Raw genomic sequence first — 15,232 nt, 5'->3', positions numbered from 1 at the left:
CGCCCTACTCTCCCTTGTTCCAGGTGTGGAAGCCCTGTCCGGTCTTCTTGCCGAGCCTCCCCTCCGCGACCATACGCCGCAGCAGCTCCGGCGGGGCGAACCGGTCTCCCAACTCGGCGGCCAGGTACTCGGCGATGGCCAGGCGCACGTCGAGGCCGACCAGGTCGGTGAGCCTGAGCGGTCCCATGGGGTGGCGGTAGCCCAGTTCCATGGCGGTGTCGATGTCGGCCGGGGAGGCGACCTCCTCCTCGACCATGCGGATGGCCTCCAGGCCGAGCATGACGCCGAGGCGGCTGGTCGCGAACCCGGGGGCGTCGCGGACCACGATCTCGGTCTTGCCCAGGGCGCCGACCCAGCCGCGCACCGCCTCGGTGACGGCGGGGTCGGTGTCGGGGGCGGTGACGATCTCCACGAGCTTGGAGGCGGGCACCGGGTTGAAGAAGTGGGTGCCCAGGAAGCGGCGCGGATGCTTGAGCGCGGCGGCCAGTTCGGTGACCGAGAGCGAGCTGGTGTTGGAGGCCAGCACGGTCTCCTCCCCCACGGCCGCCTCGGCGGCGGTGAGGACGGCGATCTTCAGCTCGGGCCTCTCGGGCACGGCCTCGACGACCAGACCGGTGCCGGCGGGGATGTCGGCGGCGTCGGTGACGGTGGCCAGCCGGGCCAGGTACGCGTCGGGCCCACCGTCGATCTTGCCGCGCTCGCGGGAGGCGGCCAGACCGGCCGCGACCCGGCCGCGACCCGCCTCGGCGGCCTCGGTGGTGGCCTCGACCAGGGTCACCGAGGCGCCCGTGGTGAGGAACTGCTGGACGATCCCGGCGCCCATGGTGCCGCCGCCGATGACGGCGACGAGCGCGGGAACGGCGGTGTCGGCCGCGCCGCCGGGAACGGCGGAGGTGGTGCTCAACGCTTCTTCCTCTCCAGGAACCGGGTCATCCGGTCGTGTTTGTCGGCGGTCTCGAACAGCACCGCCTGGGTCAGGTCGTCGGCCAGCGGGTGGGGCCCGTCGGCGTCCACCACCATCTTGGTCATGCGCAGGGCCATGGCCGAGGAGGCGGCCATCCGGTCGATGAGGGCGTGGGCGCTCGCGCGCAACTCCTCGGAGGGGACGATCTCGGCGACCAGGCCGTGGCGCAGCGCCGCCTCGGCGTCCAGGCGGTAGCCGCCCAGCAGCACCTGCTTGGCGACCGAGACGCCCACCAACTCCCTGAGCCGCCAGCAGGCGCCGGCCCCGGCGATGATGCCCAGACCCGGCTCGGGCTGGGCGAACACGGCGGTGGGGGTGGCGATGCGGATGTCGCAGGCGTAGGAGAGTTCGGCGCCGCCGCCCAGCGCCCAGCCGTCCACGGCCGCAACGGTGGGGACCCGGAGGCGGTGCAGGCGCTCGAACAGGCGGCTGTTGACGCCTGCCAACGCCTGCTCACGGCCGCGTTCACGCAGCTCGGAGATGTCGGCGCCGCCCGCGAACACGGTGCCGTGGCCGGTGAGCAGCAGCGGCCGGGGGTCGGCCTCGATTCGCGCGCACACCTCGTGCAGCTCGGCGATCATGGCCCCGTTGATGGCGTTGCGGGCCTCGGGGCGGTGCAGCTCCACCACGACGCGGTCCTCGTGCCACTCCGCGCGCAGGGTCGTGAAGTCGTTCTTCTCCTCGTGTCCGGTCACGGTGCGCCCCCTCAGACCCGCTCGACCAGGAGGGCGGCGCCCTGGCCCACGCCCACGCACAGGGTGGCCAGGCCGCGGTCACTGCCCTCGCGCTCCATGCGGTTGACGAGGGTGACGAGGATGCGGGCGCCGGAGCTGCCCAGCGGGTGGCCCAGGGCGATGGCGCCGCCGTCGGCGTTGACGCGCGCGGCGTCGAGCTTGAGTCGTCGCATGACGCCCAGGGACTGGGCGGCGAAGGCCTCGTTGAGTTCGACGGAGCCGACCTCGTCCAGGGTCCAGCCGGCGCGGGCCAGCACCTTCTCGGTGGCGGGGACCGGGCCCAGGCCCATGATCTGCGGGGGCACACCGGCCGAGGCGGAGGCCACGACGCGGGCGCGCGGGGTGAGGCCGTGGCGCTCGACGGCCTCGGCGGAGGCCAGGACCAGGGCGGAGGCGCCGTCGGACAGGGAGGAGGAGTTACCGGCGGTGACGATGCCGCCCTTGCGGAACACCGGGCGCAGCCCGGCGAGGGTGGCCGCGTCGGTGTCGGGGCGGGGGCCCTCGTCGACGGTGACCTCGTGCGTGGCGCCCTTGCGGCCGGTCACCGTCACGGGGACGATCTCGCGGTCGAAGTGGCCGGCCTCGGCGGCGGCGATCGCCCTGGCGTGGCTGCCCAGCGCGAAGGCGTCGCACTCCTCGCGGGTGATGCCCTCCAGGACGGCGACCTCCTCGGCGGTCTCCCCCATGGACAGGGTGTAGCGCAGGTCGTCCGGGGAGGCGTCGGCGGGGACGTCGGCGTCGTGGGCGGCGAAGCGCGGGTTGGTGAAGCGCCAGCCCAGGGAGGTGTCGGCGACCTCGCCGGGCTTGGCCCAGGGGGTGCCGGGCTTGGCCATCACCCAGGGGGCGCGGGTCATGGACTCCACGCCGCCGGCCACGACGACGTCGGCCTCACCGGCACGGATGGCCTGGGCCGCGGAGGAGACGGCGGTCAGGCCGCTGGCGCACAGGCGGTTGACGGTGTAGCCGGGGACGCGCGGGTCCAGCCCGGCCAGGAGGGCGGCCATGCGGGCGACGTTGCGGTTGTCCTCACCGGCCTGGTTGGCGGCGCCCAGGATCACCTCGTCGACGGCGTCCCCGGGGACCCCGGCGCGGCGGACCGCCTCGGCGATGACGACGGCGGCCAGATCGTCGGGGCGGACCGCGGCGAGGGCGCCGCCGTACCGACCCTGCGGGGTGCGGACCCCGTCGACCACATAGACGTCGCTCACGAACGGCCTCCCATGATGGTTGACGGTGGCCTGCGCCACCGTCGACAGTGAACTGACCGACAGGTCTCCTTGACACGGATCTCGGAGACTGACTTAATGCATTAGTAACCGAACGTTCGGTCAGTAAGCAAGTCGACCCACCCCACAGCGGGCCGACCCCCACCTCGAACGCGCGGCGCACCCACCGCATCACCCTCCCGGGCGTCGGCCCGGCGGCCCCACCGCGCACTCGCACACGGAGAGTCTCATATGGCGAGCCACGACACCATCCGGCGGTCGACCGGTGTCACCGGTAGCACCCCCCGTCTCGGAGAGGGCCCCGCCCCCGAGACCCTGGATCCGGCCGAGCGCATGGGTGTCGACGAGCTGCGGGCCCTCCAGCTCGACCGGCTGCGGTGGACCCTGGAGCACGCCTACACCAACGTGCCCCTGTACAAGCGCAGGTTCGACGAGGCCGGCGTGCGCCCCGAGGATCTGAGGGAACTCGCGGACCTGCGGCACTTTCCCCACACCACCAAGACCGACCTGCGCGACAACTACCCGTTCGGCATGTTCGCGGTCCCCCAGGAGAGGGTGGCGCGCGTCCACGCCTCCAGCGGAACCACCGGCAAGCCCACCGTGGTGGGGTACACCCGCGAGGACATCGACACCTGGGCGACCGTGGTGGCCCGCTCCATCCGCGCGGCCGGTGGCCGCCCGGGGCACAAGGTGCACGTGTCCTACGGCTACGGGCTGTTCACCGGCGGCCTGGGCGCCCACTACGGCGCCGAGAAGCTCGGCTGCACGGTCATCCCGGCCTCGGGCGGGCAGACGGCCAAACAGGTCCAGCTGATCCAGGACTTCGAGCCCGAGATCATCATGGTGACGCCCAGCTACATGCTGACGCTCATGGACGAGTTCGAGCGCCAGGGCATCGACCCGCGCACCACGTCCCTGAAGATCGGCGTCTTCGGCGCCGAACCGTGGACCGAGAAGATGCGCACCGAGATCGAGGAGCGCTTCGACATCCACGCCGTGGACATCTACGGGCTCTCGGAGGTCATGGGTCCGGGCGTGGCCAACGAGTGCGTGGAGACCAAGGACGGCCTGCACGTCTGGGAGGACCACTTCTACCCCGAGGTGCTCGACCCGATCACCCACGAGGTGCTGCCCGACGGCGAGGAGGGCGAACTGGTCTTCACCTCGCTCACCAAGCAGGCCATGCCCGTCATCCGCTACCGCACCCGCGACCTGACCACGCTGCGCCCGGGCACCGCCCGGCCGATGCGGCGGATGGACAAGGTGACGGGTCGCAGCGACGACATGATCATCCTGCGCGGGGTGAACGTGTTCCCGACCCAGATCGAGGAGATCGTGCTGGGCCTGGACGGGCTGGCGCCGCACTTCCAGCTGGTGCTCACCAAGGAGGGGCGCCTGGACCGCATGACGGTGCGGATCGAGGCGGCGCCGGACTGCACGGCCGACCGGCGCGAGGCGCTGGCCCGGGAGATCACCGCGACGGTGAAGGACCGGGTCGGGGTGAGCGTGACGGTGGACGTGGTGGACCCGGAGCGGATCGAGCGGTCGGTGGGCAAGTTCCGCCGCGTCATCGACGACCGCCCCAAGGAGTAGGACCCCGGAGAGGGGCCCGTGTCGGCCCCGCTCCCACCCGTGCCGCGGCGGGCGGCCACGGCGGGTGGGGACGGGGCCGTCGCCGTGCGCGGGGTGGGACCGTGCGCCGGGTGCCGGGCCCGTCGGACTCCACAAGGGCGCGTGGTCCAAGACCACCGACAGGGCGGGAGGGGCGTACGGGCCGAGGAGACGGGCGCACGGCGTGTTGCCACGACCCATTCAGGACATATAACATCCGGGATCATGAAGATGAGCGAAGGGGTCGAGTGGGCGCTGCACACCTGCGTCAACCTCTCCTGGACCGACCCCGGTGACGCCGTGCCCGCCGCGCGGCTCGCGGAGGTCTTCTCACTGCCGACGGCCTACCTGAGCAAGCACCTCCAGGCCCTGGCCCGGGCCGGCATCCTCATCTCCACGACGGGACCGCGCGGCGGCTTCCGACTCGGACGCGACCCCGCCTCGATCACCCTGCTGGACGTCGTCACCGCGATCGAGGGCCCGGAGGACGCCTTCCGCTGCCGCCAGATCCTCAAGGACGGGCCGGGCGGACGCCCGGACGTCGACTACCGGCGCACCTGCACGATCTCCCAGGCCATGCGCAAGGCCGAACTCGCCTGGCGCACGGCGCTGGCCGAGCAGACGATCGCCGACGTCCGCCGCACCGTGGAACAGCGGGACCCGACGGCCCCGGAGGCCACCCGCGAGCGACTCCGGTAGGACCTTCCCCGATCCACTCCCCCACAGGAGACCTTGGCATGGACATATCATCGATATCAAATATCCGGGAACTCCTTGACAGGAGGTCCCGATGAGCCCGGAACCGTCCTCTCCCCCGGTGCCGGCCCGGACCGCACCGGGCGGGACACGTGGGTGGTGCGCCGTCGGCGCCCTCACCCTGGGCATCTTCGCCCTCATGACGACCGAGCTGCTGCCCGTCGGCCTGCTCACCCCGATGGCCCGGGACCTCGGGGTCGAGGAGGCCCGCGCGGGCCTGACGGTCACCGTCCCCGGCATCGTCGCGGCGGTGTCCGCGCCGCTCACCGCGACCGTCATCGGCCGCCTCGACCGGCGTCTCGTCCTGGCGGGTCTCTTGGCGCTGCTGATCGCGGGGAACGTCGTCACCGCCGTCGGCCCGAGCCTCACGGCCGTACTCGCCGCACGGGTGGCGATCGGCGCGGCGATCGGTGGTTTCTGGGCCGTCGCCGGAGGTCTGGCGCCGCGCCTGGTCCCGGCGCGCCACGTCGGCAGGGCCACGGCGGTCATCTTCAGCGGGGTCGCCGCCGCCTCGGTGGTCGGGGTGCCGCTCGGCACGCTGCTCGCCGAGGCGCACGGGTGGCGCCTCCCCTTCGGGGCGGCCGGCCTGCTCGGGCTCATCGCTCTGGCCGGGGTGCTCGCCGCCGTGCCGTCCCTGCCCGTCGAACGGTCGTTGCGGCAGGCCGACCTGGGGGGACTGCTGCTCGGCCGCGACGGTGGGGTCCGGCTCGGCGTGATCCTGACCCTGCTCCTGGTGGCCGGGCACTTCACCGCCTACACCTTCGTCCGCCCCCTGCTGCACGAGGAGGCCGGCATGACCGCCACGGCGGTCGGCGGAGCGCTCCTGCTGTTCGGGGCGGCCGGTCTGGTAGGCAACTTCATGGCGGGGATGCTCGGCGCCGATCATGTGCGCGGGGCGCTGTGGACCATCACGGCGACGCTCGCGCTGACGATGCTCGTGTTCGCCCTGGTCGGCCACACCCCGTGGGCGGCCCTCCTGGTGGTCGGCCTGTGGGGATTGGCCTACGGGGGCGTCTCGGTCGGCCTCCAGACGTGGATGCTCACCGTCGCCCCGCAGGCCGCCGAACCCGCCACCTCCCTGTTCGTCGCGGCCTTCAACGCCGCCATCGCCCTCGGTGCCCTGCTCGGAGGGCTGGCCCTGACCCTGACGAATCCGACCGGGGTGCTCGCCCTCGCCGGGATCCTCCTCGCGGCGGCGCTGCTCCTGCTGACCGTCCGTGGCCCGGCGCTCCCCCGAACGTCACCGCCGCGCGGCCGACCTCGACATCGAGAATGAAAGAAGAAGGAAGACAACCATGAGCCACACCGTCATCAACCCGGCCACCCTGCACGACCCCGTCGGGTTCGGCTACAGCCATCTGGCGAGCACCGAGGGATTCGTGTTCGTCGCCGGCCAGTACGCCTCCGACGCCGACGGCGGGGTCGTCTCCCCCGACGACTTCGCCCGACAGGTGGAGCGTTCCTTCGAGAACCTGGAGACCGCCCTGGCCGCCGGCGGGGTCGGCCCGCGGGACGTCGTCCAGTTGCGCACCTACGTCGTGGGGCTCGACCTCGACCGGCTCGGGGTGCTCACCGCGCGCGTCGAGCGGACCTGGGGCGCTCGGCCGCCCACGCAGTCCCTGCTCGGCGTCGCCGCCCTGGCCCTGCCGGGGATGCTCTTCGAGGTCGACGCGATCGCCGTTCGCGACCGGGGCTGAGGGAAGGAGGCCGGCCGGAGGGGCGCGGCACAGGCCCGCCATGTCCTTCCGGCCGCCGTCGTGCGGGGGTGTGGGGCGGGGCGTGGTCCCCGTGGCGTCGGCCTTACGGCCTCCGAGCGTTCACTCGTCGGCTCGACCGGGGAGGTGAGGGCCTCGTCATCGCCCCGCGAGGCGGTGACCGTGCGCCGGGTGGGTGTCGTTGGCCCCGCGAGGCTGCGCTTCCCACCCGGTCACACCGTGGTGGAAGCCTGCCAGGTTCTCGCGCCGAACGCATCCCCGGGGTGGGGCGATTCGGCCCACAAGGCGTTGTCCAGCGGATTCGCACTTCGGGCGTCGAGCGGGAGGCGGCGGAACGGAGCGCGATGCTCGCCGCCTCACTGTGTCCGCTCGGTCCGCTCGATCACGAGGTCGAGGTCTCCTGGAGCGAGTTCCCGGCCGTGGTCGACTGCGGCCAGAACCTGACCAGGCTCACCTGCCCACTCCGCACGGGATCTCTGAGCACCCGGGGTCCCGGCGAAGTCAGGTCTGTAGGAGTCCGAGAGGACGGATCTCGTCGCGGATCATGTGGCGGTTGGCCTCGGTGAGGTTGTCGAACCCGACCACTCGGAGCAGCCCGATCGCGGTGCTGCGGGGGGAGGCCATCACCCGGGGTGTGTTGCCGGTACATGCCAGAGCCTCCATCACACCCGGGGAGATTCAGTTCACGTGTCCTCCGGGTTTTCCAGGGGCCACCGCCGGGCGGGGCCGGGACTCTCTCTTGAGCGGGCGGCGCGCGCCGGGGCGAGGGGCACCGGGCGGGCGGGGCCGGCGGCGCTCGCGAGGCCCCCGGGGGGCTCCGCACCGCTCGTCGGCAACGATTCCATGACGGAAGAACTCCGAACGGACGCACCGTGTTTAATCCGGACGAATCGGGCGAGTAAGGGCCTCCGTACGGACATCCCCCATCCTCTGTGGAAACGGTGAGCTCCCCTCTCATGCAAGGGTTGACCGACGCCATCGGCGTCTTCAACAACGAACTCTTCTGGCCCCTGGTCATCGTGGTGCTGGTCGCCGCGAGCCTCTACTTCACCGTCCGGCTGGGGCTGGTGCAGTTCCGGCTCCTCCCCGCCATGTTCGGTGCGTTGGCCGGCTCGGGGCACGCGGACGACGGGAACAGGCGGTCCATCTCCTCCTTCCAGGCGTTCGCGGTGTCCGCCGCGGCCCGGGTGGGGACCGGAAACGTCGCGGGCGTGGCCACCGCGATCTCCCTGGGCGGCCCCGGCGCCGTGGTGTGGATGTGGCTCATGGCGCTCCTCGTCGGCGCCGCCAGCTTCGTGGAGTCCACGCTGGCGCAGCTGTGGAAGGTGCCCTACAAGGACGGCTTCCGGGGCGGCCCGGCCTACTACATGCAGTACGGACTGGGCAAGCGCTGGCTGGGCGTGGTCTTCGCGATCACCATCACGGTGACCTTCGGCTTCGTCTTCAACGCCGTGCAGGCGAACACGATCTCCAGCACCCTCGTCGGCTCCGCGTCCGAACTGGGGGCCGACACCGACGCCATGCCGTGGCTGCCCGCCGCCGTCGGCGTCGCACTGGTGGCGCTGACCGCGGGCGTCATCTTCGGCGGCATCCGGCGCATCGCCCACGTCGCGCAGCTGCTGGTCCCGTTCATGGCGCTGGCCTACCTGCTGCTGGGCATCACCGTCGTGCTCATGAACATCGAGCAGATCCCCGGCGTCGTCTCGCTCATGTTCGCGCACGCGTTCGGTCTGCGCGAGATCGCCGCCGCCGGCCTGGGCACCGCGATCATCCAGGGCGTGCGGCGCGGGATGTTCTCCAACGAGGCGGGACTGGGTTCGGCCCCCAACGCCGGGGCCACCGCCAGCGTCAGCCACCCGGTGAAGCAGGGGCTGGTGCAGACGCTGGGCGTCTACTTCGACACCCTGGTCGTCTGCTCGGTCACCGCCTTCATCATCCTGCTCTCCAACCCCTCCTACGGTGAGAATCTGGGCGCCACGATGACCCAGGACGCGCTGGGCGCCAACCTCGGCGCCTGGGCGGTGCACGCGCTGACGGTCATCATCTTCCTGCTGGCCTTCAGCTCGGTGCTGGGCAACTACTACTACGGGGAGTCCAACATCGGCTTCCTCAACCCGAGCGAGAGGCTGCTGACCGCCTACAAGTGGGTCTTCCTGGTGGCGACCTTCCTGGGCTCCATCGGCTCGATCCAGCTGGTGTGGACGCTGTCCGACACCACCATGGGGTTCATGGCCCTGCTCAACCTGGCGGCGATCGTGCCGCTGGCGGGCGTCGCGCTCAAGCTCCTCAAGGACTACACGGAGCAGCGCGGGCAGGGGTTGGACCCGGTGTTCACCGCCGACCGGCTGCCGGAGCTGCCCAACGTCCGGTGCTGGGCCCCGGACCCGGCCCCGGAGCGGAAGGAGGAGGCCGGTGTCTGACCTCCTCCTCCCGCCCTCCCACCGCGTCCGCTACCTCCCGGCGCGCGGGGTGATGGCGTAGCCGTACTGCTCGGGCCAGCGGGGCGTGGCGCCGAGTTCGGCGGCGGCCCTGTTGGCCCAGTAGGGCTCGCGCAGGAGTTGACGGCCGAGCAGGACGGCGTCGGCGCGGCCGGAGGCGACGATCTCCTCGGCCTGGGCCGGTTCGGTGATGAGGCCGACCGCTCCGGTGGGCATGCCGGTCTCGGCGCGCACCCGTTCGGCGAAGGGCACCTGGTGGCCCGGCGCGACCGGGATGCGCGCCTTGGGCGCCATGCCCCCGGTGGAGACGTCGAGCAGGTCCACGCCCCGGGCCTGGAGTTCCTTGGCCAGGCGGACGGTGTCCTCGCCGGTCCACCCTTCGCGGGGATCCTCGGTGTTCTCCGTGAGCCAGTCGGTGGCCGAGACCCGGAAGAACACCGGCAGGTCCTCGGGCCAGACCGCGCGCACCGCGTCGACGACGGCGAGCGGGAGGCGGAGTCGGTTCTCGAAGCTCCCCCCGTAGGCGTCGGTGCGGTGGTTGCCGACCGGGGACAGGAACGAGTTGAGGAGGTAGCCGTGGGCACCGTGCACCTCCACCACGCGGAAGCCCGCGGCCAGGGCGCGTTCGGCGGAGGCCGCGAAGTCGGCGATCAGCCGCTCGATCTCGTCGACGGTGAGCTCGTGGGGCACGGGCAGGGGAGGGAAGGCCTCGGCGCTGGGGGCGACGGGGGTCCAGCCGCCCTCGTTCCCGGGGACGGAGCGGTGGCCGTTCCAGGGGCGGTCGACGGAGGCCTTGCGGCCGGCGTGGGCGAGCTGGACGGCGGGGACCGCGCCGTGGTCGGCGATGACGGAGGTGACGCGGGTGAAGGCGGCCTGCTGGGCGGAGTTCCACAGGCCCAGGTCCGCGGGGCTGATCCGGCCCTCGGGCCGCACGGCGGTGGCCTCCGCCATGACCAGGCCGGTTCCGCCGGCGGCGCGGGAGGCCAGGTGGGCGAGGTGGAAGTCGGTGGGCACACCGGCCTCGGGGCCCTGGTCGGCGGCCGAGTACATGCACATCGGGGCCATCCACACGCGGTTGGGGATGGTCAGTGACCGCAGGGTCAGCGGGGTGAACAGGGAGCTCACGGCGGCTCTTCGCTCCTCGGTGGGGGGAGTCCGGCGGACTTTGGTACGACGAACATCGTACTACGGTGTTCATCGGACCATCGCGTCGCCCCCGCGCAGGCGCGCGCCGAACCCGCGCAGGGCCTCACGGATCGCGTCGGGTTCGTGGACGGTGACCCCGGCGGCCAGGAACGCCAGGGGCGGCAACAGCCACTCCCAGGTGTCGGTCATCACCGCGACGCGGGTCCGGGCGTCGTCGAGGGCCTCGAACTCGGCGTCGTGCTCGGCGAAGGCGTCCGCCACCGCCGCCGAGGGCGCGTCCACGGTGAGGACGACCCGGGTGCGGTCGCGGTCCAGCCCTCGCCGCAGGTAGTCCGCGGCGGTGTCGGCGGGCAGCGGTCGCGGCCCGTGCACCCCGTGCGTCACCCGCAGGTCGGTGACGCGGTCCGTCCGGAACAGTCGCCAGTCCTCCTTGTCGACGTCCCAGGCCAGCAGGTACCACCGTCGTCGGTGGTGGATCTGGCGGTGCGGCTCGACCCGTCGAGAGGAGACCTCCCCCGTACGACCCCGGTAGTCGAAGGCGACGATCCGTCGACGCCGGACGGCGTCGGCGAGGGTCGACAGGTCCCGGGCCGCGGTGGCCGGACCGGGCACGGCGGTGCTCTCCAGGCTCTCGCGGAGCCGGGCGACGCGGTGCCGCAGCCGGGCGGGCAGGTACTGGTCGACCTTGCCGTAGGCGCGGGTCGCGGCCTCCTCCACGCTCCCGCCCTCGGCGTCGCCTCCGACGGCGAGGGCGGCCAGCCCCAGGAGGGTGGCGACGGCCTCGTCGTCGTCGAACACCAGCGGCGGCATGGCGGCGCCCGCCACCAACCGGTAGTGGCCGCCGGGCCCAGGGCGGGTGCTCACCGGATAGCCGTAGCCGCGCAGGCGTTCGACGTCGCGGCGCAGGGTCCGGGGACTGATGTCGAGCCGCGCGGCCAGTTCCTCCCCGGTGAAGGAACGCCCGGACTGGAGGGTGGTGAGCAGGGCGAGGATGCGCCCGGTGACGTCCGCCATGGGTCCAGTCTCGCCGAGATCGCGGTCGTTTTCCGGCCACATCCGGTTCTAGCCTCGCCGCCATGGAGACGACCGTCATGGAGACGAGGGACGATCCGGTGATCCGCCTGCGCGGCGTGCGGACCAACAACCTGAGGTCGATCGACCTCGACGTGCCCCGCGGACGCCTGGTGGTGTTCGCGGGGGTGTCGGGGTCGGGCAAGTCGTCGCTGGTGTTCGCCACCATCGCGGCCGAGGCCGGGCACCGGCTCAACGAGACCTTCCCGCCGTTCGCCCGGGGCCGGCTTCCCGCGTGGACCCGGCCCGACGCGGACCGGATCGAGGGGCTGTCCCCCGTGGTCGTCGTCGACCAGCGGCGGCTGGGCGGTAACGCCCGCTCCACCGTCGGGACCGTCACCGGGATCTGGACGTACCTGCGGCTGCTGTTCTCCCGGATCGGCACGCCGCACGTGGGCGAGGCGTCCCGGTTCTCGTTCAACGACCCCGCCGGGATGTGCCCCACCTGCTCCGGGCTGGGCGAGGTCGTGGTGAGCGCGGTCGACCGGTTCCTCGACCTCGACCTGTCCCTCGCCCGGGGGGCGATCCGCGTCCCGGGGTTCGGCGACGGCCGGCACTGGTACGCACGCTACGCCGACGTCGGTTCCTTCACCGCCGACACCCCGCTGCGGGAGTGGACGGAGGACGAACGCCGGGCCCTGCTGTACGGCGGTGAGCACGCGGCGCGGCTGGGTGGCCGGCCCGCCAGGGAGTACGAGGGGGTCGTGGAGCGCTTCGAGCGGATCCACCTGCGCGCCGCCGGCGAGACGTCCGACCGCAAGAGGGAGACCACGGCGCGGTTCACCCGCTCCGGGGTCTGCCCGGAGTGTCGCGGCGACCGGCTGAACGAGGCGGCCCGTACCGCCACCGTCCTGGGGTCCGCCCTCGGGGAACTGGCCCGTACGGAGATCGCCGACCTCGCCGCCCTGGTCGCGGAGGTGGACGACCCCGCCGTCGCGCCCGTCGTGGCCGAACTCGGGGAACGGCTGCGGACCATGGTGGAGATCGGCCTGGGGTACCTGCACCCGGGGCGGGCCACCACGAGCCTGTCCGGCGGGGAGTCGCAGCGGGTCAAGACCGTCAAGCACCTGGGCGGCGACCTCGTGGAGATGATCTACGTGTTCGACGAGCCCTCCGTCGGTCTGCACCCGAGCGACGTCGCGTCGATGACCGGGCTGCTGGCGCGGTTGCGCGATCGGGGGAACACCGTGCTGGTCGTCGAGCACGACCCGGCCGTCATGGCCGTTGCCGACGAACTCGTCGAGATCGGGCCGGGCGCCGGCGCCGACGGGGGTCGGGTCGTCCACCAGGGCGCGTTCGAGGCGCTGCGGGCGTCGGGCACCGCGACCGCCATCGCCCTCGCGGCGCGGACACCGGCACGCGCGGAGCCGCGACCGGCCGCCGGGGCCCTCACGGTGCGCGACGCCAGCCGCAACAACCTGAGGAACCTCACCGTGGACGTGCCCCTCGGGGTGCTCACGGTGCTCACCGGCGTCGCCGGGTCGGGCAAGTCCAGCCTGGCGGCGGAGCTCATCGCCGGCCACGGGGCGGTCGTGATCGACCAGCGGCCCGTCACCGTCAACCGGCGTTCCACGCCCCTCACCTACACCGGCGTCGCCGCCCCGCTGCGCGCCCTGTTCGCCGCGCACAGCGGACTGCCCGCCGGCCGGTTCAGCGCCAACTCCGACGGGGCCTGCCCCGAGTGCCGCGGGCTGGGCACGGTCCGCACGGACCTGGCGTTCCTGGAGAGCCGGGAGACCGTGTGCCCGGTCTGCGACGGCCGCCGCTTCACGGAGGAGGTGCTCCGCCACCGGGTCGGCGGGGCGTCCATCGCCGACATCGACGACCTGACGGTCACCGAGGCGATCGGACGGCTGCCCGACGACCGGATCCGCGCGGCGCTGCGCCGGCTCGACCGGGTCGGCCTGGGCCACCTGCGCCTGGGCCGCCCCCTCACGAGCCTGTCGGGCGGTGAGTGCCAGCGCCTCAAGATCGCCCGGGAACTGCGGGAGGCCCCCGAACCGGCGACGTACGTGCTGGACGAGCCCACCACGGGCCTGCACCCGCGCGACGTCGCCGTCCTGCTCGACGTCCTGGACCGGCTCGTCGAACGGGGGCACACGGTGGTCGTGATCGAGCACGACGTGGACGTCATGCGGCACGCGGACCACATCATCGACCTGGGCCCCGGACCCGGCGCGCGCGGCGGACGGATCCTCTACCAGGGCCCGCCCGCGGGTCTGCGCGGCACCGCCACCGCCGACGCGCTACACGGCGAGTGAGCCCGCCCGGGGCGGTGCCCGCCCGTTGCGGTGGACGTACTCCCGTCCCGTGTCCAGGCGGTAGAAGGTCACCGGGGTCCAGGTCAGCGCGTCCGCGGGGCGGGTCGCGTGGACGCCCGAGCCGACCGCGACCAACGGGTGTTCCTGGACGGGTTCGGGCTCCAAGGCGGCCAGCGGACCCAGGGCGGTCACCCGGAGCACTGGCCCGTCCTCGCTCCTGAGGACCTCCAGGCGTTCGGCGGCGTTCTCGTACACGCCCAGGTGGGGGTGATGTCGACGTCCACCGGGACGGCGGGCGGCGCCAACGCGTCCTGGATCCGCACCCCGGCCAGCGTGTCGAAGACCTCCCCGTACAGGTCCCGGTAGAGGTCGCGGGGCCGGCCGCCGTTGGTGAGCAGGACGACGGCCGTACCGGTCTCGGGCAGCAGGCGCAGGAAGGCGGACTGGCCGAAGGTGTTGCCGTCGTGGCCGATCAGGCGGTGCCCGTGCCAGCCGTGGCGGATCCAGCCCAGTCCCCAGGAATCGCCGAGGGTGTGGGGGTCGGGCACCTTCACCTGGAACTCCGTCATGGCGCGCACGGTGTCCTCTTCGAGGATCCGGGTCCCGTCGGCGGTGACGCCGCCGCGCAGGTGGACGGCGGCGAAGCGCAGCACGTCCCCGACGTCGGCGGTGACGCCGCCGGCCGGTCCCACCGAGCGGTGCAGCCCCCACCGCGCGGCGCGCACCGGCTCGGGCAGGCCTGTGACGTGTCCGATCGCGGCCTCGTACAGCAGCGCGTCCTCGGGGAGGGTACCGGTGCGCTCCAGCCCCAGGGGGACGAAGAGGCGTTCGCGCATCGCCTCGTCCCAGACCAGCCCGGTGAGCCGTTCGACGATCCGGCCGAGCAGCACGAAACCGGAGTTGCAGTAGGAGAAGGTGGCGCCCAGGGGGTGGACGCGGGCGGCCTCGGGGAGCGCGGCGACGTACCGCCGCGTCGTCGCCCCGGCCGGTGTCGGTGAACAGGTCGCCGTCGATCCCGCTCGTGTGGACGAGCAGGTGGCGCACGGTCACCCCGGCCGTGGTCGCGGCCTCGGACGGGACCGCCTCGGGCAGGATCTTCGCGATCGGGGTGTCCACGGTCAGCAGCCCCTCCTCGACCAGACCCATGATCACGGTCGTCGTCCAGACCTTGGCGATCGATCCGATCTGGAAGGCCGAGCGCGTGCCAACGGGGTGGCCGGTGCCGGCGTCCAGGGCGCCGTGAGCGACCGCGATCGTCTCCTCGCCCCCGTCGGGGGTCGGGCGCAGCACGCCCAGTTGGGCGCCGGGCA

14 protein-coding genes and 1 pseudogene are annotated in these 15,232 nt (G+C 72.9%); 6 read left to right on the top strand and 9 right to left on the bottom strand.

Annotation, left to right across the window (positions count from 1 at the left end; all coding sequences use genetic code 11):
- Positions 1-4 precede the first annotated feature (4 nt).
- The 3 genes from RM479_RS13250 to RM479_RS13240 are packed head-to-tail and all read right to left on the bottom strand — an operon-like array spanning position 5 to position 2,906.
- Positions 5-904 carry a 3-hydroxyacyl-CoA dehydrogenase family protein gene (locus RM479_RS13250; RefSeq protein ID WP_311512023.1) on the bottom strand — a complete coding sequence of 300 codons (900 nt, stop codon included), beginning with the start codon at positions 902-904 and terminating at the stop codon, positions 5-7.
- Positions 901-1,659 (bottom strand): enoyl-CoA hydratase/isomerase family protein, encoded by a 759-nt coding sequence (locus tag RM479_RS13245; protein ID WP_311512022.1) that lies wholly within the window; start codon positions 1,657-1,659, stop codon positions 901-903. Before RM479_RS13245 ends, RM479_RS13250 begins: the two co-directional genes overlap by 4 nt.
- Positions 1,660-1,670: 11 nt before the next feature.
- The gene (locus tag RM479_RS13240) at positions 1,671-2,906 is read right to left on the bottom strand and encodes a thiolase family protein (RefSeq protein ID WP_311512021.1); all 1,236 of its coding nucleotides are present in this window, start codon (positions 2,904-2,906) and stop codon (positions 1,671-1,673) included.
- Between the two features lie 249 nt (positions 2,907-3,155).
- Between RM479_RS13240 and paaK the strand changes: the two genes are divergently transcribed.
- From paaK to RM479_RS13220, 4 genes are all read left to right on the top strand, one after another.
- Positions 3,156-4,517 carry a phenylacetate--CoA ligase PaaK gene (gene paaK / locus RM479_RS13235; RefSeq protein ID WP_311512020.1) on the top strand — a complete coding sequence of 454 codons (1,362 nt, stop codon included), beginning with the start codon at positions 3,156-3,158 and terminating at the stop codon, positions 4,515-4,517.
- 243 nt (positions 4,518-4,760) lie between these two features.
- Positions 4,761-5,234, top strand: a complete 474-nt coding sequence (locus RM479_RS13230) for an RrF2 family transcriptional regulator (protein WP_311512019.1) — start codon at positions 4,761-4,763, stop codon at positions 5,232-5,234.
- A gap of 91 nt (positions 5,235-5,325) precedes the next feature.
- Positions 5,326-6,567, top strand: coding sequence for an MFS transporter (locus tag RM479_RS13225; RefSeq protein WP_311512018.1), 1,242 nt, complete (start codon positions 5,326-5,328; stop codon positions 6,565-6,567).
- A 19-nt stretch (positions 6,568-6,586) separates the two neighbouring features.
- On the top strand, positions 6,587-6,988 hold the full coding sequence (locus tag RM479_RS13220; protein WP_311512017.1) for a RidA family protein: 402 nt from the start codon (positions 6,587-6,589) through the stop codon (positions 6,986-6,988).
- A gap of 519 nt (positions 6,989-7,507) precedes the next feature.
- Here the strand turns inward: RM479_RS13220 and RM479_RS13215 are convergent.
- Positions 7,508-7,630 carry a hypothetical protein gene (locus tag RM479_RS13215; protein WP_311512016.1) on the bottom strand — a complete coding sequence of 41 codons (123 nt, stop codon included), beginning with the start codon at positions 7,628-7,630 and terminating at the stop codon, positions 7,508-7,510.
- Between the two features lie 332 nt (positions 7,631-7,962).
- Here RM479_RS13215 and RM479_RS13210 point away from each other — a divergent pair, with 332 nt between their 5' ends.
- Positions 7,963-9,426, top strand: a complete 1,464-nt coding sequence (locus RM479_RS13210; protein ID WP_311512087.1) for an alanine/glycine:cation symporter family protein — start codon at positions 7,963-7,965, stop codon at positions 9,424-9,426.
- A gap of 30 nt (positions 9,427-9,456) precedes the next feature.
- Here RM479_RS13210 and RM479_RS13205 read toward each other — a convergent pair whose 3' ends face one another.
- Together RM479_RS13205 and RM479_RS13200 are read right to left on the bottom strand one after the other, a co-directional pair.
- Positions 9,457-10,569, bottom strand: coding sequence for an NADH:flavin oxidoreductase/NADH oxidase (locus tag RM479_RS13205; protein ID WP_311512015.1), 1,113 nt, complete (start codon positions 10,567-10,569; stop codon positions 9,457-9,459).
- 69 nt (positions 10,570-10,638) lie between these two features.
- A complete protein-coding gene (locus tag RM479_RS13200) occupies positions 10,639-11,604 on the bottom strand; it encodes a helix-turn-helix transcriptional regulator (RefSeq protein WP_311512014.1) in 966 nt (321 codons plus the stop codon).
- Between the two features lie 62 nt (positions 11,605-11,666).
- Between RM479_RS13200 and RM479_RS13195 the strand changes: the two genes are divergently transcribed.
- On the top strand, positions 11,667-13,922 hold the full coding sequence (locus RM479_RS13195; protein ID WP_311512013.1) for an ATP-binding cassette domain-containing protein: 2,256 nt from the start codon (positions 11,667-11,669) through the stop codon (positions 13,920-13,922).
- On the opposite strand, the gene RM479_RS13190 is transcribed toward RM479_RS13195, so the two are convergent.
- The 3 genes and pseudogenes from RM479_RS13190 to RM479_RS13180 form a co-directional block, all read right to left on the bottom strand.
- Positions 13,908-14,123, bottom strand: a complete 216-nt coding sequence (locus tag RM479_RS13190) for a hypothetical protein (RefSeq protein ID WP_311512089.1) — start codon at positions 14,121-14,123, stop codon at positions 13,908-13,910. The genes RM479_RS13195 and RM479_RS13190 overlap by 15 nt on opposite strands.
- The gene (locus tag RM479_RS13185; protein WP_311512086.1) at positions 14,111-14,848 is read right to left on the bottom strand and encodes a serine hydrolase domain-containing protein; all 738 of its coding nucleotides are present in this window, start codon (positions 14,846-14,848) and stop codon (positions 14,111-14,113) included. Before RM479_RS13185 ends, RM479_RS13190 begins: the two co-directional genes overlap by 13 nt.
- Positions 14,849-14,954: 106 nt before the next feature.
- Positions 14,955-15,212: pseudogene (locus tag RM479_RS13180) on the bottom strand (serine hydrolase); the annotation flags it as partial.
- Positions 15,213-15,232 lie beyond the last annotated feature (20 nt).

This window comes from Nocardiopsis lambiniae (assembly GCF_031845465.1).
In the GTDB taxonomy this organism is placed as follows: domain Bacteria; phylum Actinomycetota; class Actinomycetes; order Streptosporangiales; family Streptosporangiaceae; genus Nocardiopsis; species Nocardiopsis lambiniae.
The sequence above is the reverse complement of the archived record's forward strand: the minus strand, read 5'-3'. Positions and strand labels throughout refer to the sequence as shown.

Bases quoted from the DNA above. Each gene is read 5' to 3' on its own strand.
- RM479_RS13210 (WP_311512087.1), top strand. From the start codon at position 7,963: ATGCAAGGGTTGACCGACGCCATCGGCGTCTTCAACAACGAACTCTTC.
- RM479_RS13200 (WP_311512014.1), bottom strand. From the start codon at position 11,604: ATGGCGGACGTCACCGGGCGCATCCTCGCCCTGCTCACCACCCTCCAG.
- RM479_RS13220 (WP_311512017.1), top strand. From the start codon at position 6,587: ATGAGCCACACCGTCATCAACCCGGCCACCCTGCACGACCCCGTCGGG.
- RM479_RS13195 (WP_311512013.1), top strand. From the start codon at position 11,667: ATGGAGACGACCGTCATGGAGACGAGGGACGATCCGGTGATCCGCCTG.
- RM479_RS13215 (WP_311512016.1), bottom strand. From the start codon at position 7,630: ATGGCCTCCCCCCGCAGCACCGCGATCGGGCTGCTCCGAGTGGTCGGG.
- RM479_RS13225 (WP_311512018.1), top strand. From the start codon at position 5,326: ATGAGCCCGGAACCGTCCTCTCCCCCGGTGCCGGCCCGGACCGCACCG.
- RM479_RS13230 (WP_311512019.1), top strand. From the start codon at position 4,761: ATGAAGATGAGCGAAGGGGTCGAGTGGGCGCTGCACACCTGCGTCAAC.
- paaK (WP_311512020.1), top strand. From the start codon at position 3,156: ATGGCGAGCCACGACACCATCCGGCGGTCGACCGGTGTCACCGGTAGC.